Below are 23,297 nucleotides of genomic sequence, written 5' to 3'. Positions count from 1 at the left end.
AAAAAAAAACGAAGATTGAAGCCAATTAAATTCGCCATTATTACTCATGTTGTGCATATTAAAAAAGAGGGCAGGTATTTTGGATATTCACCATATGTGAAGGAAATGAATATTTGGTTAAAATACGTCGATAAATTATTTATTGTTGCGCCATTAGCATCCAACAAAGTTCTATCTGAAATTGACGATTTTTACGATTTTGAAGATATTGATTTTAAACAGATTCCTAATTTTAATATTACCAATTTACACAATATTGTAAAATCAATACTGGCATTTCCTGTAATTTTTTGGAAAATTTTCTGGGCAATGAAACGATCGGATCATATTCATTTGCGTTGTCCAGGAAACGTTGGTTTAATCGGATGTTTAGTTCAAATTGTTTTTCCTAAAAAAAGAAAAACAGCTAAATATGCAGGTAATTGGGATCCTAAAAGTATCCAGCCATTTACATATCGTTTACAAAAATGGATTTTGAATAATACTTTCTTAACTCGAAATATGCAAGTTTTAGTTTATGGAGAGTGGGAAGAAATGAGCAAGAATATAAAACCTTTCTTTACTGCATCTTATTTTGAGAGTGAAAAAGTACCTTTAAAAAAAATGGATTTCAAAGATACCATTAATTTTGTTTTTGTTGGAACATTATCCTTTGGTAAAGATCCATTATATGCAATTCAGTTAGTTGAAGGTCTGCTTAAAAAAGGATATAATGTATCTTTGGACTTATATGGAGAAGGTCCAGAGCGTAAAGTTCTAGAAGATTATATCATTACAAATCGGTTACAAAATTATGTTATATTAAAAGGGAATCAAGACAGGAAAACTATTACCAAAGCTTTTCAATATAGTTATTTTGTTATTCTGCCTTCTAAAAGTGAAGGCTGGCCAAAAGCACTAGCCGAAGGAATGTTTTGGGGATGTGTCCCAATTGCAACTTCTATTTCTTGTGTCCCATTTATGCTTGAATATGGCGAAAGAGGTCTTTTATTAGAAAAAAAAATAGAAAGAGATATTCAGCAGTTGGAGGATATTTTGAATAACACAGAGGATTTTCATTTAATGAGAGAAAAAGCATCAAACTGGTCGAGAAAATATACTTTAAATGTTTTTGAATCAGAAATAAAAAAGATAATAAACCAATAATGTATGAAGAGATTAGTTTACATACTCTTGTTTTTAGGTATTTTAACAATTTTGATTATAAATTATAGAACACCCTTCTTTCAAAATGATAGTGGAGGTTGGTCGATAGGATATGGTCAAGACAAGATTTATCCTCAAAATATAGATGTAAAAAAAAATAAAATTTATTCGATTGAAAAGTTAAAAGCAGAAAATGACAGTACATCGTTTCTTGCAGATCCTTTCTTTTTAAAAGAAAAAGATACTTTTTATTTGTTTTTTGAACATCAGAAGACAAAAATAAATGCTGATGTAGGTTTATTGACTTCGACAGATGGGAAAAATTATCAATATAGAGGAACTGTATTAACTCAAAAATTTCATTTATCTTACCCACAGGTTTTTAAGTATAAAAACAATTTTTATATGATTCCTGAAAGTAAGCAAGCTAACGCAGTTTTGTTGTATAAAGCGCAAAATTTTCCATTTAAGTGGAAAGTATGTGACACATTACTGAGTAATGTAAGGTTAAAGGATCCTACAATTTATTTGTCTGATTCTTTAAATATTATGGTAGCATCGGATGATAAATTAAATATGTTTGTTTACCAAGCTGATTCTCTCTTTGGTAAATGGAAGTTACATAAACGACCTATAGCTTTAATGGGAACTGAAGCAAGACCTGGAGGCCGTTTTTTTGCAGATAAGAAAGGTTTAATTTTACCGGTGCAAAACTGTACTAATGGATACGGGTTTGGTTTATCTTTATATCGTTTTTCTTTTAAAGGCGGAAGCTATACAACAAAAAGAATTTCCCCTTATTTTTTAAAATCGCATAAAGAAATTAAAGAATTTAGCGCAGGTATGCATCAGTTTGATATTCAAAAATTAGATGATAATAGCTACTATTATGTTTATGATGGTAATCGACTAAAGAGTCAATCAAAGAGTTTTAATATTGTTGGTCCATTAAAAGGGACTTGGATTGACTTAAAAAATTGGATTTTAAATTAATGAGAATTCTCCAAATTATCGATTCCCTCGATGCTGGGGGAGCAGAGCGTATGGCGGTAAGTTATGCGAATGCATTAGCAGAGGAAATTGAATTTTCTGGACTTATTGCCACACGCAAAGAGGGCCCGTTGCAAAAACAAATTAATCAATCTGTTTCGTATTTATTTTTGAACAAAAAAAAGCAGTTGGATAGAAAAGCTTTTTGTAAATTACGTTCTTACGTAAAAAAAAATAGGGTTAGCCATCTTCACGCCCATAGCACTTCTTTTTTTTTAGCTTTTCTTTTGAAATTGACATTACCATCTCTAAAAATTATTTGGCATGACCACTATGGCAATAATGAATTTTTGGCTGATCGGCCTCATTTTATTTTAAAGCTTAGTGCTTTTTTCTTCAACGGTATAATTGCTGTTAATCAAAATCTCAAAAATTGGTCAGAAACTAGATTAAAGGCTAAAAATGTAGTTTATTTTTCAAATTTTCCCTCAGAAGAAGTAAATGTAGAGGTTCACACAATCTTAAACGGTATTGAAGGGAAAAGAATTATATCTTTGGCTAATTTAAGGCCTCAAAAGAATCACTTTTTGCTATTGAAAGTCGCGAAAAAACTAAAACAATCTCATTCTGATTGGAGTTTTCATCTAGTGGGAAAAGATTTTGAAGATCATTATTCAAGAGAGATTAAGGAGAAAATTGATGAATATGAATTACATGGTAATGTATTTCTATACGGATCAAGGGATGATGTTTCAAATATTTTGAATCAAGCTGATATCGCAATTTTGACATCTAAATCAGAAGGATTACCTGTTACCCTTTTGGAATATGGGCAGAATAGAATGGCAGTTGTGGTAACAGATGTAGGAGAAAATCATTCCATTGTAAAACATAGAATTAATGGGATGCTTGTTCCAAGCATGAATGGAGAACTTTTTTATGAGTCGCTAATCGAGTGTATTGAAAATGTAGAACTTCGTCTGTCTTTTGGAGAGAAGTTATCTGAAACTATTTCAAAAAACTTTTCTAAAAAATTAATTATAAAGAACTATTTAAATTGGCTTCAAGCAAGTTAAAATGAAAAAAGAAGATTCTTCGTATATTTTTCTACTCATATGTCATGCTCTTTTAGGAGTGTTGATATTTGTATTGCCATTTATACCAAAACTTTATACCCTGCTAATATTTTTATTTGGTTTTTACTACATCGTTAAAACTAAAAACAGAAATAATCAAGTTTTAATTATTTCTGCATATATAGTTGGAGTGGAGGTTCTTTTAAGAATGACAAATGGAGGAACTCTGAATGAATTTGGAAAGTATTCGATGTTAATTTTTATGTTTCTTGGAATGGTTTATTCTGGATTTTCCAAAAATGGTTTTTTGTATTGGATTTTTCTGTTATTGCTTGTTCCAAGTATCATTTTGTCAACAGTTTCCTTAAATTTTGACACAGATATGCGTAAAGCAATTGCTTTTAATATTTTAGGACCTGTTTGTTTAGCAATTTCTTCAATATATTGTTATCAAAGAAAAATATCATTTGATAGGTTAAAAGAAATCATGACGTCATTTGCTTTGCCGTTAGTCACGATGGTAATTTATCTTTTTTTGTACACACCAAGTATAAGGGAAGTTATTAGGGGAACAGAATCGAATTTTAGTACATCAGGAGGATTTGGACCAAATCAAGTATCTACTGTATTAGGATTAGGAATGTTCGTTTTCTTTTTTAAAGTGCTCTTTGATTCCAAAAATAAGTTAATTAGATTGATTAATATAGGGTTTGTTTTTGTTTTTGCTTTTAGAGGAATTGTTACTTTTTCAAGAGGTGGAGTAATTACTGCAATTGTAATGATTTTAATTCTTACTACGGTACTGTATTTTCAAGCAAAGCCTAATGTTAAACCTAAAATAGGATTTATTATTTTGATGTTATTTTTAAGTGGATTGGGAGTTTGGGCATATAGTTCTTTTGAAACGAAGGGAATGATTAACAAACGTTATGCAAATGAAGATGCGTTGGGAAGGGAAAAAAAAAGTCGGTTAGGTGGAAGAGAAGTACTTATGGAAACGGAAATTCAAATGTTTTTAGATAACCCAATTTTTGGAGTGGGTGTTGGAAAGAATAAGGAGTTAAGAAGGGAGCAAACAGGTATTGATTTACCTACCCATAGTGAGATTACCCGAATGTTGGCAGAACATGGCTCAATTGGAATTATTGATTTATTGATTTTGATTTTTACTCCTTTATTTGTATTTATGAAAGATCGACAAAATATATTGGCATATTCTTTTTATATATTTTGGATTTTAACAATAAATCACGCCGCAATGAGAACAGCGGCTCCAGCTTTCGTATATGCATTGTGTCTTCTTTCGGTTCAACTAAAAAGTCCTGAAAAAAGCGAAAACTCTATTAGCTAAATTCTTTTTTTATAATACATTTGCCTCAAGTTTACGCCCCTAACAAACTGAAAAATAATGTTGTCAAAGTCTAGAATGCATTTCGAAATTTCGGAGAGGAAAATATTGCTCCTTTTTTTCGATGCTATTTTTATTTTATTTGCTTTATATCTATTAAGCGCGATATTTGATTATCATTATTTCGCTTTTAACATAAATAGCTCGTACAGTATACTTTTGTTAGTGAGCTATCTTTATGTTTTTGGTGTAATTTTCGAAATCTATAACTTGCAGGTAGCAAGCAATCATCTTCAGATTTTGCAGAATGTCATCTTTACTGCTACGGTCACTGTTTTAGCATATTTATTTACACCAGTTCTTTCTCCTATATTGCCCAAACAACGATTAGTAATTGCAATATTTTATTTTACAATATTAATTACATTGCTTTTATGGCGTCTGTTTTATTGTTATTTCTTAGCATCTCATCGGTTTTCTCAAAATGTTGTTTTGATTTGTGATCAAAGTGAAGTCGAGGATTTAGTTTTAGGATTGGAAAGTGTTGATCCGCATTATAAAATTATTGGATTTGTTAATTCTGATTCGAGTACAGATGAAGATTTAGATTTTCATTATGTGAACGAGATCCAAAAAGAAGATTTAGAGTGTTTCGTGTCTACGCATAATGTGTCAGAAATTGTAATAGCTTCTCAGAAAACAGATGGTATTACTCCCGATTTATATCAGCAATTACTTCATTTATTAGAATCTGGAAATAGTATACGTGAGTATACTCAAGTTTACGAAACCAAAACACAGCGAATTCCAGTTCATCATATAGAACGAGATTTTTATAGATTTTTTCCCTTTAGCAGAAGCAATAGCAATAAACTGTATTTGTTTTTCGTGCGTCTTATAGAACTTATGTTTTCTATTCTCGGACTTTTAATCAGTTTAGTTTTTATTCCGATAATTTTTATTTGTAATTTTTTTGCAAATAAAGGGAGTCTTTTTTACACTCAAGAACGAGTAGGAAAAAATGGCGCTATTTTTAAGATCTATAAGTTTAGAACAATGACTGAGAACTCAGAAACAAATGGGGCGGTTTTTGCCGCTCATAATGATAAAAGAGTTACTCCTTTTGGTAAATTTATGCGAAAATCTAGAATTGATGAATTTCCTCAATTTATTAATGTTTTAAAAGGAGATATGGGCGTAATTGGACCAAGACCTGAGCGACCATTTTTTGTTGAAGAAATTGCTGCTGTAATGCCTTTTTATGAAACCCGCCATGTAATTAAGCCAGGGCTTACGGGCTGGGCGCAGGTTAACTATTCGTACGGAGAATCAATAGACGAGAGCTTGGTTAAACTTCAGTATGATTTGTATTATATCAAGCACAGAAGTATATTTCTAGATCTGATTATTACTTTTAAAACCATTACCACAGTTTTATTTTACAGAGGTCAGTAAACTTAGATTATAATAGGAATAGGTTTTTTGTTGCGAATTGCTGTTCGTACTAAAACCACTCCGCTTGTAATGATTAATGGTAAAGTAATAAAGAAATGTGCTTTGTTGATTAAAAATAGAAAGTAAATTACAAGCATTACAAAGTTGATCAACGAAAATCTATAAGTCCACAGTTTGTTTTTGAAAATTGAAAACAAAATTAAAAGCAATAAAAGCGGACTAAAAAGTAATGCGTTATAATTCATTGCCAATTCTTGATGAAACGAATAAAATCCCATAATAACGAAGAATATTCCAATTAAAGATAGAATCAGAAAATAGATTTTATCGACTGTTTTGTTTTTAGCGAAGATTACAAAAAGCAAAATAAAAAGATACGTGTAAATATTATTCCACCAAGATTTAGGTGTTTCCTTTGTAAACTCTAATAGTGTTTTGCTTTTGGTGGCTAAAGGTCTGTTTTGAAAAGTAGTTTTGTCTAAACTGTTTTTTAATTCAAATGGAAGAAAAATTCTAGTTCCCATTTGGTCCACTTTAGTTCCAAAAATAATGCTGGTGCCTAACTGATCGTAAAAATGACCATCAAAGTATGGAAATAAGATAGAACGATATGTTTTGTCTGTGTCTTCTTTTTTTACAATTACATTTCCACCTAGAGTTTTATTCACTACATCAACAACCATTGAGGTACAGTTTTTATCGATGAATTTATAAGTATAATAACGCTCTTCAGAATCTAAAACAGCATTTAGCTGATTGAAAAGTTTTTGTTTTAAATCTTGAGAAATCAGTAATTCCTGTTCATAAATGCTTCTTTTCTCGTAAGTGTATTCATTAAAAAAATCGGCAAACGAATGCACAGTTGCAAAATATTGCAAATCTCCTTTAGCAAACTTCAAAACAAAATTCGGAGTTCTAAAATCAAAAGTTCCGTAATTGTAAACAACGTCAAAATTGTTTATAGGATCTAAAACTCTAATTCCGGTATGTCCAAAATAAGAATAAGTTTCATTTCCAAGACCACAAGTCAAAATACTTATTTTTGCTTCTTTTGATAAAGCTAAACTTTGGCTGAAGCCAATGAAGCTTGATAAAAAGAATAAAATAAAAAGTGCTTTTTTGAAAATGACAGTTTTCATGATTTTAAAATTTTAATTGTTTTATGGTTTCTAAATTATCTAAAGATACCTAAATCTACTTTCAGCGAAAAAATATTAGAATACAATGCAGTGCTTTGATTTCCTAAATCAGTCAGTGCATAATCAATTTGTATGCCTTTATATCTAAAGCCTAAACCAATATTAGGCTGAAAATTTACTTTTTCGGTATTATCCAACTGCATTACATTCTGAAAATTCCCTGCACCTGCTCTTACGAAAACCAAATCGGTATAACCAAACTCAAACCCTAGAGCTGGGTCTATACTTATAGCTTTTGATGAGATAATATCGTTTGTTTGTTCAAATCGCATATTTAAATTTGCAGAAGTTACAAGGCTGCATTCATTATGAAAATCAAATCGTTTTGAAACTCCTAATTGCGCTTTTGGCAATGTAATTTCGGTGCTTTCTGGCAAAGTATTGTTTTCTCCTGGAATAGCGTTGGCAATTTTTTGATATTCTTCTTCATCAATATTCCAGACGTTGTAAGTTGTAGTGATGTCGCGAAGCATTAAACCAAACTTCCAGTCATTTCTTTCAAACTGAAGTCCGATGTCAAAACCAAAACCCCACGAATTGGCAAATTTTCCAATTACTCTTCGAATTACTTTGGCATTTACTCCATATTGAAATCCGTCAACAGGCAGTTTACGCGCATAAGAAAAAGTAAAACCATAATCTGCAGTAGAGAAAAGACTGATTCTATTGTAATCAATATTCCCTTGGTTATCGATTAATTGCGTCGTGTCCATGATATCGTCTACTCCAAAACGAATCATCGAAATTCCCCAAGCACTTCTATCATCAATCGGGCTTGCGTAGCCAATGTAATCGTATTGTGCGATATTGGCAAAGTAACTGGCATGCATTAAAGCAATCTGATGATCTTCTAAATGTGTCAAGCCTGCCGGATTCCAGTAAACTGCATTTACATCATTTGAAGAAGCAGTTACAGCACTTGCCATTCCAAGAGCGGCGGCATCAACCCCAATATTCATAAATTCATTCGAGTATTTTCGAACGGTTTGTGCATATTGAAAAGTACAACTCCAAAGTAATAAAAACACTAAATATTTCTTCAACGTATATGTTTTTGCAGATCGAGGCCTGTTTTAAAATTTTCATCAAAAATATAATATTTTACTCATCTAATAAGTTCCTTTACTTAAATATTCCCAAAGTCCTACTTAGAAATAAAAAACTCTCAAAAAAACTCGTTTTTCATCGAGTTATTATGCTAAATTTGTTCTCTGCGATTATCAAAAATTAAAGCTATGAACATTAAAAAGCATATTCCAAATCTAATTACATTAATAAATCTTTTCTGCGGCTGTGTCGCAATAGTTTATGTTTCTCAGAACAATTATTTAATGGCTTTTTATATGGTTTGTTTGGGAATCTTTTTTGATTTCTTTGATGGCTTTTTTGCCAGATTATTTAAAGTGTCAAGTCCGCTTGGCTTACAGTTGGATTCTCTTGCAGATATGGTTACTAGCGGTGTAACGCCAGGATACGTGATGTATAGTATGTTTACTAATAGCGCTAACGAATTTGGAACACATCCAGCAATTCCGTTTTTAGGATTTATTATCACTTTAGGATCTTGCTACCGTTTGGCTAATTTTAATATCGATACGCGTCAGACCGATTCTTTCATCGGGCTGCCAACACCTGCGAACGCTTTGTTTATTTTAAGTCTTCCTTTAGTTATTTCATTTTCAGATTCTTTGATGGTTTTAGAAATCTTAACTAATCAATGGGTTTTATTAGTAATAACATTATGCAGTACTTATATTTTGAATGCTGAAATTCCATTGTTTGCTTTAAAAATTAAAAAATTCAGTTTGAAAGAAAATGCACTTCAAATTGTGTTTTTGATTATTTCTGTATTGATGATTGTTTTGCTTCAGTATATGGCAATTCCATTAATTATTGCTTTTTATGTATTGCTGTCGATCATTAATAATCTTTTTTTGAAAAAGTAATTCTGTTTAATGGCAAGAAAAACGACTTATCGTAAAACATATTCAAGAAAACCAGCAGGAAGATCTTTTCTGAGCAGACTTTTTAGAGGACTTTTATTGATTTTTTTCGGACTTTTATTCATTGGGATAATTTATCATTATCGCAAAGGACTTGCTTATTACTTAGGTTTTAAAACAGAAAAAGTTTTAGATGAAGATGAAGTAGACAAACATCTTTCTGATGTGCGAAATATTCGAGTTCTAGAAAATCATAAAGGAAAAGTAATTGGAATAGACGTATCTGAATTTCAAGGAAAAGTAGATTGGGAAGAGGTCGAAATTTTGGACGAAAAATATCCCGTTCAATTTGTTTTTATTCGAGCAACTGCAGGAAATGATCGTGTAGACAGGCAATTCAAAAAAAACTGGGAAGGCGCAAAAGAGAATAAAATAATGCGCGGTGCTTACCACTATTATCGTCCTAACGAAAATTCAATAGAGCAAGCTGATCTTTTTATCAAAACAGTAAAATTGCAGAAGGGAGATCTTCCGCCTGTTTTAGATATCGAGAAATTGCCTAAAAATCAATCTTTAGACAGTTTGAAAAAAGGACTAAAGCGTTGGCTTGTTAAAGTAGAAAAACACTATCAAGTTCGCCCAATAATTTATTCTGGAGAAAGATATTATTCTGATTTTTTAAAAGAAGAATTCGGAGATTATTTGTTCTGGATTGCCAATTACAATTTCTACAGAGAAAAAATTGAAGATGACTGGCTGTTTTGGCAGTTTACAGAAAAAGCTTCTTTGCCAGGAATCAAGCATCGTGTTGATGTTAATATCTATAATGGTGATTTAGAACAATTGCATTTTATTACAGTGGAATAAAAGTCTTCAGTTTTTAGAGGGTATTTGATAAAACCAAAATGACAATTATTATAAAAGGCAATAAAAGCATTACAGAATATGGATTGGCAAAATTTACTGTATAGCCCATCCATTGAATTTTTTTGGGAGGAAGTAATCTTTTGTCTTTCGGATTATAGTAAAAGCTATTGAAGAAATACCAATTCTTTGGGTCTTTATGCCAATTATCGTAATCTTCCTGAGTTGGTTTTTCCGATTTCATTCTTAGGATAGTATTTAGTGTTCAGTTATTTAGTGTTCAGTTTTTTGCCAAAAAAATCAGTTTCTTAATTTCAGTTCAAAACTGAATACTAAAAAACTGATTCATAATTATTTTAATGAATTGATCATTAAAAAACTGAACACTGAATACTTTTTTTAAAATTCCAATTTCTTTTTACGAAGCTCGAAGTTTTGTCCAAGATAAACACGACGAACCATTTCGTCTTCTACTAGTTCTTCTGGAATTCCAGCTTTAAGAATTCCTCCTTCAAACATTAAGTATGTTTTGTCTGTAATTGCTAATGTTTCCTGAACGTTGTGATCGGTAATTAAGATTCCGATGTTTTTATTTTTTAACTGCGCTACAATTCTTTGAATATCTTCAACTGCAACAGGGTCAACTCCTGCAAAAGGTTCATCCAATAAAATGAATTTTGGATCGGTTGCCAATGCGCGTGCAATCTCTGTACGACGACGTTCACCTCCAGAAAGCAAATCGCCTCGGTTGGTGCGAATATGTTCTAAACTGAATTCTTCAATTAAACTTTCCATTTTGGCAATTTGCTCTTCTTTAGAAAGTTTAGTTAATTGTAAAACGCTCAAGATATTGTCTTCAATGCTTAATTTTCTAAAAACAGAAGCTTCTTGTGCCAAATAACCAATTCCTTGCTGAGCACGTTTGTACATTGGATAATCGGTGATATTTAAATCATCAAGAAAAATATTTCCTTGATTTGGTTTTACCAATCCTACAATCATATAGAAAGACGTTGTTTTTCCAGCTCCATTTGGCCCCAAAAGCCCTACGATTTCTCCTTGATTTACTTCAACAGAAATTCCTTTTACAACGCTTCGTCCTTTATAGGTTTTGATTAAATTATCGGCTCTTAGCTTCATTTGTTTAATGTGAAAATTAGATAATTTGAAAATGAGATAATTTTTTAAAAAAAAAACTAAATCATGATTAATTTTATAATTTGATTTGAAAGGCAAAATAAGTGTAAAATATTCAATAGAATGAATCAATTAACAAATTATTGCGTTTTCAAAATTTAGAACTTGTATTTCAAAATTAAATAATTAGCGTATTTCAAGAGAAATTATCTAATTATCAAATTGACACATTTTCTAATTATTTGCCTTGCTCTTCAAGCGCTTCCCAGAATTCGTAAGCTCTTCTTAAGTGAGGAACGACAATTGTTCCTCCAACAAGAGTAGCAATTCCCATTGCTTCCATCATTTCTTCTTTAGAAACACCTTCTTTATAGCTAGTTTCTAAATGGTATTTTACACAGTCGTCACATCTTAAAACGGCTGATGCTACCAAACCTAAAAGCTCTTTTGTTTTTACATCAAGAGCACCTTCTGCATACGCATTGGTGTCAAGATTAAAAATTCGCTTTACAATTTTGTTGTTGTCGGCAAGCAGTTTTTCGTTCATTTTAGAACGATAGTCGTTAAATTCTTGAACTATATCAGACATTTTCTTCTTTTAATTTATTTTTATAAACAATCTTCGAAATTAGAATACTAACCTCGTAAATAAGTAACATCGGAATTGCAACAATAGTCTGGCTCACAACATCTGGTGGCGTTACAATTGCAGCAATAATTAAAATAATTACAACAGCATATTTCCAGTACTTTCTTAAGAATTCAGGAGTTACTAATCCTAATTTTGTTAAGAAATAAATAGCAATTGGAAGTTCAAAAAAGATGGCACTTCCAAGAATACTTGTTTTAACCATTCCCATATAAGATTCTAATGTAAACTGGTTTTTTACCACATCACTGATAGAGAAAGTAGCAACGAAGTTTACCGACATAGGAATTACAACAAAGTATCCAAATAATACTCCTAAGAAGAAAAGTAAGGAAGATACGAAGATGAATAGTTTCGCATTTTTTCTTTCTTTCTCATAAAGTGCAGGGCTGATAAACTTCCAAATTTCCCATAAAATATAAGGGAAACTTAAGATGAAACCTGCCAAAAGACACATCCAGACAAAAATATTTACCTGACCTTCCATTTCAGTATTTTGAATAATGAAGTTCAGTTCTGTAATACAGATGCTGTCTGCAAATCCTAATGAATGAGATAAGTCGCAAAACCAAACATACGTAAAGAATGTTGGTCTAATTGGACCTAAAATAATTTGATCAAATAAATAATCACTAATAAAATAAGTAACAATTGCCATGATAATTGTTGCAAGTGTACTTCTAACCAATAACCATCTTAGTTCTTCAAGATGATCCAAAAATGACATTTCGCCAAGATTTTTCTTTGCCATTATACGATTCCTTCTTTTAAAATGTCATGTAAATGTAAAACTCCTTTATATTCTCCTTTATCCGCAACGATCAATTGTGTAATCGAAAAGTCTTCTAAGATGTTTAATGCATCGATAGCCATAGTTTCAGACGAAACTACTTTTGGATTTTTAGACATAATATCCCTTGCGGTTAAGTTGGCAATACTATCTACGTCATTTAGCATTCTTCGGATGTCTCCATCAGTAATAATTCCAACAATTTTATTGTCTTCAATTACTGCAGTAACTCCTAATCTTTTTTCAGAGATTTCAAAAATTGCTTTTTTGATAGAAGTTTCTGGAGTGACAGCTGGTTTTAATGAATGCTCGATCATATCTTTTACACGAAGCAGTAATTTTTTTCCTAAAGCGCCTCCTGGATGATAAACCGCAAAATCTTCTGGTTTAAAATCACGCATTTCCATTAAGCAAACTGCTAAAGCATCACCCATTACAAGCTGTGCTGTTGTGCTATTTGTAGGAGCTAAATTGATAGGGCAGGCTTCTGTGTCAACAGTTGTATTTAAAACTATATCAGAGCCTTTTGCCAAAAATGAAGTTGTATTTCCTGTAATGGCAATCAAAGTGTTTCCGAATCTTTTTAATAAAGGAACAAGGACTTTAATTTCTGGACTATTCCCACTTTTAGAAATGCAGATAATGACGTCATCATTTTGGATCATTCCTAAATCACCGTGAATAGCTTCTGCTGCATGCAAAAACATGGAAGGAGTTCCAGTTGAGTTAAAAGTAGCCACCATTTTTTGTGCAATGATCGCGCTTTTTCCAATTCCTGTAACGATCAGACGACCTTTAGATTCGTATATACGTTGGACAGCTTCGTAAAAATTTTCGTCCAAAAAATCAATTAGTTTTGTAATTGCTTCACTTTCAGAGAGTATTGTTTTCTTGGCAATCGCCAATATATTTTCTTTTGTGATCAAAACAGAATATTTAAAATTTGTATGTATAAAAGAAAGTTGTATCTTTATGTGTTGCAAATTTATACAAAATACAGTTAATATAGAGAATGAATTCAAATGAAATTGAAATACATAAAGAATTAAAGAAGTATTTCGGCTTTAGCCAATTTAAAGGCTTGCAGGAGCAAGTCATTACGAGTATTTTAGACGAGAAGAATACGTTCGTAATAATGCCGACTGGCGGAGGAAAGTCTCTTTGTTATCAACTGCCAGCTTTAATTCAAGAAGGAACAGCAATTGTTGTTTCTCCTTTAATTGCTTTGATGAAAAATCAGGTTGATGCAATTCGAAGCCTTTCGTCTGAAAATGGAATTGCACATGTATTAAACTCCTCTCTAACCAAAACAGAAATTGCTCAGGTTAAAAAAGATATTACGTCTGGATTGACCAAACTTTTGTATGTCGCCCCCGAATCATTAACAAAAGAAGAATACGTAGCCTTTTTACAAAGTGTTCCTATTTCTTTTGTTGCTATCGATGAAGCGCACTGTATCTCAGAATGGGGACATGACTTTAGACCAGAGTATAGAAATCTGAGAAATATAATAAAGCAGCTGGGTAAAGTTCCAATTATTGGACTTACCGCAACTGCAACGCCAAAGGTTCAGGAAGATATTCTGAAAAATCTTGATATGGCTGATGCTAATACTTTTAAAGCATCATTTAACAGACCGAACTTGTATTATGAAGTTCGTACAAAAACAAAAAACATCGAGTCGGATATTATTCGATTTATCAAACAGCATAAAGGCAAATCTGGAATTATTTACTGCTTAAGCCGTAAAAAAGTAGAGTCGATTGCCGAAGTTTTACAAGTAAACGGAATTAGTGCTGTTCCTTATCATGCAGGTTTAGATGCCAAAACGCGGGCCAAACATCAGGATATGTTCTTGATGGAAGATGTCGATGTCGTTGTAGCAACAATCGCATTTGGAATGGGAATTGATAAACCAGACGTTCGTTTTGTAATTCACCATGATATTCCAAAATCATTAGAAAGCTACTATCAAGAAACGGGTCGTGCAGGTCGTGACGGTGGAGAAGGACATTGTCTCGCGTACTACTCTTATAAAGATGTAGAAAAGCTGGAAAAATTCATGTCTGGAAAACCGGTTGCTGAACAGGAAATTGGTTTTGCACTTTTGCAGGAAGTTGTGGCTTACGCCGAAACCTCAATGTCGCGTAGAAAGTTTCTTCTTCATTATTTCGGGGAAGAATTTGACAGCGAAACTGGTGAAGGAGCCGATATGGATGATAACGTTCGTAATCCAAAACACAAAGTTGAAGCCAAAGAACAAGTGGTTAAATTGCTGGAAATTGTTCGCGATACCAAGCATATTTATAAGTCAAAAGAAATTGTCTTTACTTTAATTGGGCGTATTAATGCGGTTATTAAAGCGCATAAAACAGATACACAACCTTATTTTGGTTCGGGTTCAGACCACGACGAAAAATACTGGATGGCATTGCTAAGACAAGTTTTGGTTTCTGGTTATTTGTCTAAAGACATTGAAACGTATGGAGTAATCAAAATCACAAAAGCTGGTTTAGATTTTATTAAAAAGCCAGTTTCGTTTATGATGTCTGAAGATCATGAATACACTGAAGCTGATGATGAAACTATTGTAACAGGAGGTAAATCTTCTGGAACTGCAGATGAAGTTCTAACGGGAATGCTTCGTGAACTTCGTAAAAAAGTAGCAAAAAAACTTGGAGTTCCTCCGTTTGTGGTTTTCCAAGATCCTTCAATCGAAGATATGGCTTTAAAATATCCGATAACAATACAGGAATTATATAATATTCATGGTGTTGGTGAAGGAAAAGCTAAAAAATACGGAAGCGAATTCGTTGCTTTAATCAGCCGTTATGTAGAAGACAACGATATTATTCGTCCAGACGATTTAGTGGTTAAATCTACAGGAGTAAATTCTGCCAACAAATTATATATTATCCAAAATATTGATAGAAAGCTTTCATTAAATGATATCGCTTCCGCGAAAGGACTTACGATGGATGCCTTGATCAAAGAAATGGAACAAATTGTTTATTCTGGAACAAAATTAAATATCAAATATTGGTTAGATGATATTTTAGATGATGACCAGCAGGAAGAAATCCACGATTACTTCATGGAATCTGAATCTGATAAAATCGAAGATGCTCTTAAAGAATTTGATGGCGACTACGATATTGATGAATTGCGTTTAATGCGTATTAAATTTATAAGTGAAGTAGCTAATTAGATATAAGTTAAAAGTGAGATGTGAAATGTGTTCTTTGATACACAAACATCTCACTTTTTTCATTTTACATCTTACTCAGAATAAATTTCTCCTCGGTGCGGTTTCAAAGCATCTCTTACCTGAATCATATTTTCATCTGTTACTACCATAAAAGCTATGGCGTACATTTCGTCTATGATTTTAAATCCTGTAATATTTAAAGGTAGCTTTTCTATTGCAATATATTCTTTCAAATGAATTTCGTGATGTTCTGCTGTTTTTGCAGAAGCTGGCCCACGGAAATCCCAGATTAGTTTTATTTTTCGTGACATTTTTTTAAAGGCGCAAAGGTTCTGAGTAGCAAAGGTACAAAGTCTTTTTTAAAGGATCTAAGGTTCTGAGATACTAAGGTTCTGAGTTTTTTTCTGTAGAGACGCACTGCAGTGCGTCTAAATTTTTTTGAAGAAATCTTTTCAATCCAATTAATCTGTGGCTAAAAATAAATAGTAAAGATTTTAGGAAGAAGAAATTTGCTGCGTAATTAACCGCAAAGGGCGCTAAGATTTAATTTTATTTATGAAAAGTGCAAAGTTCGCAAAGCTTTATCAATACAAAGCTTTGCGAACTTTGTGTTTTTCTACAACCATACCTGTAAAAAAACTTAGCGACCTTTGCGGTTAATTATATAAAGTCAGTTCAAAATAGTACTTTTGCATGTTCTTTTCATAGAAAGAAAAGCTAATAGAATAAAAAAGATAAAATGCCTAAAGAACTTTTACTTCAAGTTACACCAGAAATTGCGGCAAACGAATCATTGCTAAAAGACTATTTGTCTAAGCAGATTAAAGTTTCTGCCCAAGAAATTCAGCATGTTTCAATTTTAAAACGCTCTATTGATGCACGTCAGAAAGCGATTAAAATTAATTTGAAAGTTCTTATTTATTTAAAAGGCGAACCTTTTCAGGAAACCAAAATTGAGCTTCCTATATATAAGGACGTTTCCAATGCACAGGAAGTTATTGTTGTTGGCGCTGGTCCAGCTGGACTTTTTGCGGCATTGCAATTAATTGAACTAGGTTTAAAACCAATTGTACTCGAAAGAGGAAAAGACGTTCGTGGCCGTCGTCGTGACTTAAAAGCGATAAATCGTGAACATATTGTAAACGAAGATTCAAATTATTGTTTTGGTGAAGGAGGAGCAGGAACGTATTCTGATGGAAAATTATATACTCGTTCTAAAAAACGTGGCGATGTAACTCGAATTTTAGAACTTTTAGTTGCTTTTGGAGCTTCTGAAGATATTTTGGTAGAAGCGCATCCGCATATCGGAACCAATAAACTTCCAAAAATTATTGAAGATATTCGAAATAAAATTAGGGAGTTTGGAGGTCAGGTATTGTTTGAAACCCGTGTAAGCGATATTTTGGTAAAGAATAATGAAGTTGAAGGAATCGTAACGCAAAACGGAGATAAAATTCACGCCAATAAATTAATCTTAGCAACAGGACATTCGGCTCGTGATATTTTTGAATTATTAGATAAAAAGAAAATTTTTATAGAAGCAAAACCTTTTGCTTTGGGAGTTCGTGCAGAGCATTCGCAAGAACTAATTGATAGTATTCAGTACAGCTGTGATTTTAGAGGAGAACATTTGCCTCCAGCACCATATTCTATTGTAAAACAAGTTAACGGTCGCGGAATGTATTCGTTCTGTATGTGTCCAGGCGGAGTAATTGCGCCATGTGCGACAAGTCCAAGAGAAGTGGTTACTAATGGGTGGTCACCTTCTAAGCGAGATCAGTCAACAGCAAATTCTGGAATTGTAGTCGAATTAAAATTGGAAGATTTTAAGCCTTTTGCAAAATTCGGAGCTTTGGCCGGAATGGAATTTCAAAAAAGCATCGAACAAAAAGCTTGGCATTTGGCTGGAGAAACCCAAAAAGTTCCTGCACAGCGAATGATTGATTTTACCAAAAGTAAAGTTTCAGCAGATATCCCGAAAACTTCTTATGTTCCAGGAACCACGTCGGTAGAATTGGGACAAGTTTTTCCAGGATTTCTAACTCAGATTATGCGTCAGGGGTTTCAGGATTTTGGAAAATCAATGCGAGGTTATTTAACTAACGAGGCAATCTTGCATGCGCCAGAAAGCAGAACTTCATCACCAGTTCGAATTCCGAGAGATCCTATGACTTTGGAGCATTTGCAAATCAAAGGTTTATATCCTTGTGGAGAAGGTGCTGGTTATGCAGGCGGAATTATTTCAGCAGCAATTGATGGTGAAAAATGTGCTTTAATGATTGCGGAGTCCTTGAAATAATTGGCCTCAGGTTTTTTGCTGTAGTAAAAAGATTGCTATCTTAGTGGTTTGATTGTAATAGAATTTGCCCCAAAAGATGACAATACAAGAAATAGAAAAAAAATACGGATTCCATTTCCCTCTTTTATACAAACAATTAGACGCCGACGGTATGTTGGATGTCGGAGAATATGGCCCGAATTGGTATACAGAAGTTTATCCAACCTTAAAAGATAATCCGCCTTTGCTTTTGCATTCCTACGATTTTGAATCGTTGAATTTGAAATCGGTTGCAGAAGAAATAGAAGAGCTCAGAGATCCTGAGGATTATCGAAATATAAATCCAGAATTTAAATTTATTCCGTTTGCCAAAAGTGGTGGAGGTGATCATTATTGTTTCTTTTTAAACGAAGAAAATAATGGTGATGTTCCGATTGTTTTTGTTTGGCACGACATGAATGAAGTGAATTATCTGGCAAAAAACCTTCAGGATTTTATTTTCAAAGTTTTATTGATTGATATGTCGAAACAAGATGTATACAATGAACTGACCGATGAAGAATTTAGAGATGATATCGAATCGGTTTTTAAATCGCACAAAAAATACCTAACCGATCGTCAGAATACTATTCTATCAGAAATTTTAAAGCGAAATATTATTGATTACGAAATACATGTTTCTCCAAAAATAGTAGAATCTGCAAGAGGATTATTAACTGATTTCGAATTGGAATCTATTGTCAATGAAGTAATTCCTTTTGATAAAATGAATCAGAGTTTTAAATACTCAAACGATTAATTCTTTAGTATAAAATATTTCTCATGGGCTTTTTCTCCAATTTATTCGGTCGTAACAATAATCCAAAATCAATCATTTCTTTTGATGTTATTGATTCAATTTATAGCGGTTTATATCATGAATCTAAAAGTATAGAGTTCAGAATTAAAGGTATTCATGATACGGTTACTGTAAATGTATACTCTATTCCTTCTTCATTAGGTCATGATGAAGGAAAAGCCGAAATTAAAAAAGCAGGATTCAATAATGCTTATGAAGTTTTAAATGAATTATATAAGAAACTCAATATTGGAGGCTTATCAGAAGAAACAATTCAAGAAGAATTAGAATTTGATTTCATTCATGTTCAGTTTTACTCACAGCCAAGTCAAGAGTTGAAAAAACACTTTAAAAGCGTTATTAATAATTTCATGATTTTCTTTTGCTGTACCAATAGTTTAGAAGTGAACGATTTCAGAATATTATATTCTAGCAATCATTTTTCAGATTACACGAAAGGTTTACTAGACTCAGAATACCTAGATTTTAATAATCCTAGAAATGAAACCGAAGAAATAGGAATTAAAGACTTTAAAAAAGTTTTACAGGGAATCTGTCAGTATTTAAATATTGAAATCCCTGCTGATATAGAGCTTCAATCTTCAGAAAATTTACTGTTGGATGAAAAAATAACTGTAGAGGATTTTGAAGAATTTATAAAGTTGATTTCAAGAAATAGTATTGGAGAAAGTGATCTAAAAAAATATGCAGAGAAACTTTTTGAAAACTTCAATGATGAAACCAAAGAATATTACGAAACGACAGAAGATCATTTTAGTTTTTTTGAAGAAATAAATACTTGGCATAGCGATTGGAAATTTGATCCAGAAGATGCAGAATATTTTATTTCTGAGATGCTTGGCGAAGATTTCAAATTCGATTATCCGGAAGAAACCTATAGCCATGATTTGTTCCCGTACATTCAGTCAGAATTAGAAAAATCAAATCTGGAGCTGATGACTTATGAAACTTATGGAGACAGCTATTTGTTTTTTGTTGCAAACAAAAATGAAGTAGAAAAAATTTTAGAATTCTCTGAACTGACCAAAATCGAGGTTACGCAGTTGTAAAGTGTGGTTAATCGCCACGAATTCACGAATTTTATTTAAAAATTTTATGCATAGATTTTAAATAAAACTTGTGAATTCGTGGCGAAAACATTTTACGGAATCAGAATAATTTTTCCCGTGCTTTTTCTGCTTTCTAAGAAATCATGCGCCAGTTTTCCTTCAGATAATTTAAAAGATGTTGGATCTGAAAGTTTGATTTTTCCTTCGATAATCCAATCGAATAATTGAGTAGCTCTTTTGATTCGTTCTTCTTTAGAATTTAAATAACTCCATAAATCGCCTCCTGTTAAAGTTTTAGAACCGTCCATAAGCATTCTTGGATCTACAGGTGCTGGATCTCCGCCTGCCATCCCAAAGAAAACTACTTGTCCGCATTCTTTGGTAACTTCAAAACTTTCCATTAAAGTACTTCCTATACTATCGTAAACAACGTCGACGCCGTTTGAAACAACTTTAAAAACTTGCGATTTCCAATCGTCGGTATAAAGAAAAACATGATCTGCACCTTGTTCAAAACCAATTTTTGCTTTTTCAGCCGATGAGGTTAATCCAATCACGGTTGCTCCAAGAAGCTTACTGATTTGGGTTAGAATCTGTCCAACTCCGCCTGCAACCGCATGTGTTAAAACGGTTTCTCCTTTGATAGTTTTGTGACTGTCTGTTGCAAGATAATGAGCTGTTAAACCTTGAAGTAAAACAGAGGCTGCAGTTTCAAAAGAAATGTTTTCAGATAACGGAATAATGTGGTTCACATTTACGGCAACCAATTCTGCATTGGCAAAAGGAGCATCGGCAAAAGCCACGCGATCACCAACTTTGTATTCCGAATGATTATTGGTATCAACCACAATTCCTGCGCCTTCATAACCAGCAATAAATGGCGGATTTCCTTTTAAATGATAATTACCTTTTCGGCGGTACACATCTGCAAAATTTAACCCGATGGCTTTCATTTCGACTAAAATTTCGTCTTTTTTTAATTGCGGATTAGGGATTTCTATATATTCTAAAACATCTGATTCTCCAAAAGAAGAAAAGGTAAGTGCTTTCATTTTTAATTGATTTAAGAATGTAAAGTTCGGGAAAAATCGTATTCAGTTTTGAAAGCTTTTTTTATACTTCAAAAAAAACCTCGTTTTAAATAAACGAGGTTTTAGATTATTCAAATTTGTATTGTTTTTTGTATTGAAGGTAACTTATGTATGTTTTGAAGATACTTGTCAAGCTGACACTTGATGCTAGTAAAATGGCAATCATATTTTTATACGAAAAAGTCATATTTACATAGGCTCCAGAAATTTTTACGTAAAGCGCTACTAGCATATATAAAATAAGAATACTAAAGAAAATCATCCATAAAAAGAAACTCACTCTAAACAATTTGTAATATCCAACTGCGGTTATAATAAGTAATATTGAGCCAATTGCGAAACCATGTTTAATAGTATAAAAATATCCCATTAATGGTGATAAGGAAAGAATTAATATTATCGAAAAGGAGAATATAAATGGTAAAGATTTTAAAATATCGCTTTTCTCAATTTTCGGATAATAATTAAAGATCTCATTTTTAATTTCATTTAAATAAAATCCTTTACTTAATAATTGTTCAATGGTTTCAGATTGGGTATATCCAATATTTACATAGTTTTCAATTTCTTTTCTTAATTGTGTAATGTTTTCCATTAAGTATAAATTATATTTTAGGGAATTTCATGTCATTAAAAGTGCTTTTTTGTTTGGCCAAAGCTTCGATATCCTGCCATTTTCTTGGAGAATCTGCAGAAAGATTTTCATAAGAATCTTTTAACATCAAGATATCGTCTTCAATACGAACACCAATATTCCACCATTTTTTATCGCATTTACTGTTTGCTGGAATGTAGATTCCAGGTTCTACAGTAAGAATCATGTTTTCTTTTATAAGAGTTTGCGGTCCGTTGTAAGTTCCTTTGTCGTGAACATCTAAGCCAAGAAAGTGTGAACATGAGTGAGGATAGTATAATTTTACATCTTTTGGATCTGTAATAATTCCTAATTTAATTAAGCCTTTTGCTATTACATCTTTTGCCGTTTCATTTAGGGCAACAAGAGGAGTTCCTGCTTTGCATATTTTAAAAACCGCTTCTTGGGCATCATAAACGATTTGATAAATTGCTTTTTGTTCTTCAGTAAATTTTCCGTTTGCAGGAATTGTTCTTGTAACGTCTGCAGAATAACCATGATATTCAGAACCCACATCCATTAGTAATAATTGATTGTCAATTTTTGTAGCGTTGTTTTCCCAATAATGCAAGATGCATCCATTTGCTCCAGCTCCCACAATAGGGCCATAACCTTCGCCTTCTGCGCCGTAATGCTTGTGAATATAAGCGTGAATCCCGTCAGCTTCGTTTTCGCTCATATCTGGACCTACAGCTTTCATCACTTCGTTGTGTGCAACACAAGAAAGTTTTACTGTTTTACGCATCAAGACAAGCTCTTCAGGAGTTTTTATCTCGCGAAGTGAACTGGTAATTTTATTGAATAATTCTGTTGAAGTTTCATTTGCTTGTGTAATTCCAGCTTTAGATTTAAATGATTTGAATAATGCATATAAATTATCAGGATTATTGTTCTCTGCTACATCTGTTGGAATTTTGTCATAAATTATTTTATCGAATTTTGAGAAATCAATGGCAAACGCATTAAAATCTTTTCCATTATAAACAGTTGTAAAACCTAGTTTCGATTTTGCGCCTTCAACTCCTAAGCGTCTGCCTGTCCACATTTCACGAGTTGCATTTCTTTCTCTAACAAAAAGAACTTCATTATACTTTTCGGTTCCTTGCGCTTCTTTAAAAATTAACAACACAGCATCTGGTTCTTTATATCCAGATAAATAATACATGTCAGGATTTGCGTGGTAATTGTAATCTATATCTCTAGAAAAAACTCTTTCGGGATAAGAAAAAACAACGGCAACAGAATTAGCAGGCATTAAAGCTCTAAAAGCTTCGCGACGTCCTTGATGAAATTCTTTTGTTAGGTAATCTGTTGGAAGGTTTTCTTGCGATTGAACAAACGGAGTTGTCAATGCAAACACAAACAAAAATAGAAATTGTTTCATTTTTTGGTTTTTTATTGATGATTTTGGTTTTTTGATCGATGCAAAGTACAAAAAAAGATCCTCGCTTGTTTTATTTTAAACATCTGATTGATAAATTTTTAAATAATTTGTAGTAACTTAGAGATAGAAAATAACAGCTTCGGGTTAGATTTAAACTTAAGAAATGCTGTAACTGGGCATGAATATTGAGAATAGGA

22 protein-coding genes are annotated in these 23,297 nt (G+C 32.4%); 11 read left to right on the top strand and 11 right to left on the bottom strand.

Translation table 11 applies throughout. The features are described from left to right. The first annotated feature begins 15 nt into the window (after positions 1 to 15). From AC5ZCW_RS12070 to AC5ZCW_RS12050, 5 genes are read left to right on the top strand one after another with little or no spacing between them, the layout of a single operon-like run. Positions 16 to 1,146 carry a glycosyltransferase family 4 protein gene (locus tag AC5ZCW_RS12070; RefSeq protein WP_496120051.1) on the top strand — a complete coding sequence of 377 codons (1,131 nt, stop codon included), beginning with the start codon at positions 16 to 18 and terminating at the stop codon, positions 1,144 to 1,146. Positions 1,147 to 1,149: 3 nt separating this feature from the next. Continuing rightward, positions 1,150 to 2,139 (top strand): glucosamine inositolphosphorylceramide transferase family protein, encoded by a 990-nt coding sequence (locus AC5ZCW_RS12065; protein ID WP_343544867.1) that lies wholly within the window; start codon positions 1,150 to 1,152, stop codon positions 2,137 to 2,139. Continuing rightward, positions 2,124 to 3,212, top strand: a complete 1,089-nt coding sequence (locus AC5ZCW_RS12060; RefSeq protein ID WP_343544868.1) for a glycosyltransferase — start codon at positions 2,124 to 2,126, stop codon at positions 3,210 to 3,212. The genes AC5ZCW_RS12065 and AC5ZCW_RS12060 overlap by 16 nt, the downstream gene beginning before the upstream one ends. A 1-nt stretch (position 3,213) precedes the next feature. Next, entirely contained in the window at positions 3,214 to 4,563 is a 1,350-nt protein-coding gene (locus AC5ZCW_RS12055; protein WP_496120048.1) for an O-antigen ligase family protein, read from the top strand. A gap of 57 nt (positions 4,564 to 4,620) precedes the next feature. Beyond that, a complete protein-coding gene (locus AC5ZCW_RS12050) occupies positions 4,621 to 6,015 on the top strand; it encodes a sugar transferase (protein ID WP_343544870.1) in 1,395 nt (464 codons plus the stop codon). 2 nt (positions 6,016 to 6,017) lie between these two features. On the opposite strand, the gene AC5ZCW_RS12045 is transcribed toward AC5ZCW_RS12050, so the two are convergent. Continuing rightward, on the bottom strand, positions 6,018 to 7,154 hold the full coding sequence (locus AC5ZCW_RS12045; RefSeq protein ID WP_496120046.1) for a lipoprotein N-acyltransferase Lnb domain-containing protein: 1,137 nt from the start codon (positions 7,152 to 7,154) through the stop codon (positions 6,018 to 6,020). 35 nt (positions 7,155 to 7,189) lie between these two features. Continuing rightward, positions 7,190 to 8,257 (bottom strand): putative type IX sorting system protein PorV2, encoded by a 1,068-nt coding sequence (locus AC5ZCW_RS12040; RefSeq protein WP_496120044.1) that lies wholly within the window; start codon positions 8,255 to 8,257, stop codon positions 7,190 to 7,192. Positions 8,258 to 8,449: 192 nt separating this feature from the next. Between AC5ZCW_RS12040 and AC5ZCW_RS12035 the strand changes: the two genes are divergently transcribed. Both AC5ZCW_RS12035 and AC5ZCW_RS12030 read left to right on the top strand, forming a co-directional pair. Continuing rightward, positions 8,450 to 9,160: a CDP-alcohol phosphatidyltransferase family protein gene (locus AC5ZCW_RS12035; RefSeq protein ID WP_496120042.1), complete on the top strand. Its 711-nt coding sequence runs from the start codon at positions 8,450 to 8,452 to the stop codon at positions 9,158 to 9,160. A 9-nt stretch (positions 9,161 to 9,169) separates the two neighbouring features. Further along, entirely contained in the window at positions 9,170 to 10,024 is an 855-nt protein-coding gene (locus AC5ZCW_RS12030; protein WP_343544873.1) for a glycoside hydrolase family 25 protein, read from the top strand. A 13-nt stretch (positions 10,025 to 10,037) separates the two neighbouring features. Here AC5ZCW_RS12030 and AC5ZCW_RS12025 read toward each other — a convergent pair whose 3' ends face one another. The 5 genes from AC5ZCW_RS12025 to AC5ZCW_RS12005 form a co-directional block, all read right to left on the bottom strand. After that, complete coding sequence (locus AC5ZCW_RS12025) at positions 10,038 to 10,265, bottom strand: DUF5808 domain-containing protein (protein ID WP_343544874.1); 228 nt, start codon at positions 10,263 to 10,265, stop codon at positions 10,038 to 10,040. A 155-nt stretch (positions 10,266 to 10,420) separates the two neighbouring features. After that, on the bottom strand, positions 10,421 to 11,161 hold the full coding sequence (gene lptB, locus AC5ZCW_RS12020) for an LPS export ABC transporter ATP-binding protein (RefSeq protein ID WP_132036427.1): 741 nt from the start codon (positions 11,159 to 11,161) through the stop codon (positions 10,421 to 10,423). Between the two features lie 235 nt (positions 11,162 to 11,396). Further along, positions 11,397 to 11,747 carry a carboxymuconolactone decarboxylase family protein gene (locus AC5ZCW_RS12015; protein ID WP_111379891.1) on the bottom strand — a complete coding sequence of 117 codons (351 nt, stop codon included), beginning with the start codon at positions 11,745 to 11,747 and terminating at the stop codon, positions 11,397 to 11,399. Continuing rightward, entirely contained in the window at positions 11,740 to 12,558 is an 819-nt protein-coding gene (tatC, locus tag AC5ZCW_RS12010) for a twin-arginine translocase subunit TatC (RefSeq protein WP_202005759.1), read from the bottom strand. The genes AC5ZCW_RS12015 and tatC overlap by 8 nt, the downstream gene beginning before the upstream one ends. Then, positions 12,558 to 13,523, bottom strand: coding sequence for a KpsF/GutQ family sugar-phosphate isomerase (locus tag AC5ZCW_RS12005; protein WP_496120039.1), 966 nt, complete (start codon positions 13,521 to 13,523; stop codon positions 12,558 to 12,560). Before AC5ZCW_RS12005 ends, tatC begins: the two co-directional genes overlap by 1 nt. Before the next feature lie 86 nt (positions 13,524 to 13,609). Between AC5ZCW_RS12005 and recQ the strand changes: the two genes are divergently transcribed. Further along, a complete protein-coding gene (recQ, locus tag AC5ZCW_RS12000; RefSeq protein ID WP_177212110.1) occupies positions 13,610 to 15,805 on the top strand; it encodes a DNA helicase RecQ in 2,196 nt (731 codons plus the stop codon). 71 nt (positions 15,806 to 15,876) lie between these two features. Here the strand turns inward: recQ and AC5ZCW_RS11995 are convergent, their stop codons facing one another. Beyond that, positions 15,877 to 16,116, bottom strand: a complete 240-nt coding sequence (locus AC5ZCW_RS11995; protein WP_354591603.1) for a hypothetical protein — start codon at positions 16,114 to 16,116, stop codon at positions 15,877 to 15,879. Positions 16,117 to 16,544: 428 nt separating this feature from the next. Between AC5ZCW_RS11995 and AC5ZCW_RS11990 the strand changes: the two genes are divergently transcribed. From AC5ZCW_RS11990 to AC5ZCW_RS11980, 3 genes are all read left to right on the top strand, one after another. Beyond that, a complete protein-coding gene (locus tag AC5ZCW_RS11990; RefSeq protein WP_496120037.1) occupies positions 16,545 to 18,104 on the top strand; it encodes an NAD(P)/FAD-dependent oxidoreductase in 1,560 nt (519 codons plus the stop codon). Positions 18,105 to 18,180: 76 nt separating this feature from the next. Continuing rightward, positions 18,181 to 18,882: an SMI1/KNR4 family protein gene (locus AC5ZCW_RS11985; RefSeq protein WP_496120035.1), complete on the top strand. Its 702-nt coding sequence runs from the start codon at positions 18,181 to 18,183 to the stop codon at positions 18,880 to 18,882. 23 nt (positions 18,883 to 18,905) lie between these two features. Further along, the gene (locus tag AC5ZCW_RS11980) at positions 18,906 to 19,991 is read left to right on the top strand and encodes a DUF6630 family protein (protein ID WP_496120033.1); all 1,086 of its coding nucleotides are present in this window, start codon (positions 18,906 to 18,908) and stop codon (positions 19,989 to 19,991) included. A gap of 92 nt (positions 19,992 to 20,083) precedes the next feature. Here AC5ZCW_RS11980 and AC5ZCW_RS11975 read toward each other — a convergent pair whose 3' ends face one another. The 3 genes from AC5ZCW_RS11975 to AC5ZCW_RS11965 form a co-directional block, all read right to left on the bottom strand. After that, a complete protein-coding gene (locus tag AC5ZCW_RS11975; protein WP_496120031.1) occupies positions 20,084 to 21,043 on the bottom strand; it encodes a quinone oxidoreductase family protein in 960 nt (319 codons plus the stop codon). A gap of 106 nt (positions 21,044 to 21,149) precedes the next feature. Then, positions 21,150 to 21,677, bottom strand: a complete 528-nt coding sequence (locus tag AC5ZCW_RS11970; RefSeq protein ID WP_496120029.1) for a hypothetical protein — start codon at positions 21,675 to 21,677, stop codon at positions 21,150 to 21,152. A gap of 10 nt (positions 21,678 to 21,687) precedes the next feature. Continuing rightward, on the bottom strand, positions 21,688 to 23,100 hold the full coding sequence (locus AC5ZCW_RS11965; protein WP_496120027.1) for an aminopeptidase P N-terminal domain-containing protein: 1,413 nt from the start codon (positions 23,098 to 23,100) through the stop codon (positions 21,688 to 21,690). Between the last annotated feature and the right edge of the window lie 197 nt (positions 23,101 to 23,297).

The sequence above is a fragment of the Flavobacterium sp. PLA-DH12 genome, from assembly GCF_059511845.1.
This window is presented reverse-complemented; position numbering and strand designations above follow the sequence as displayed.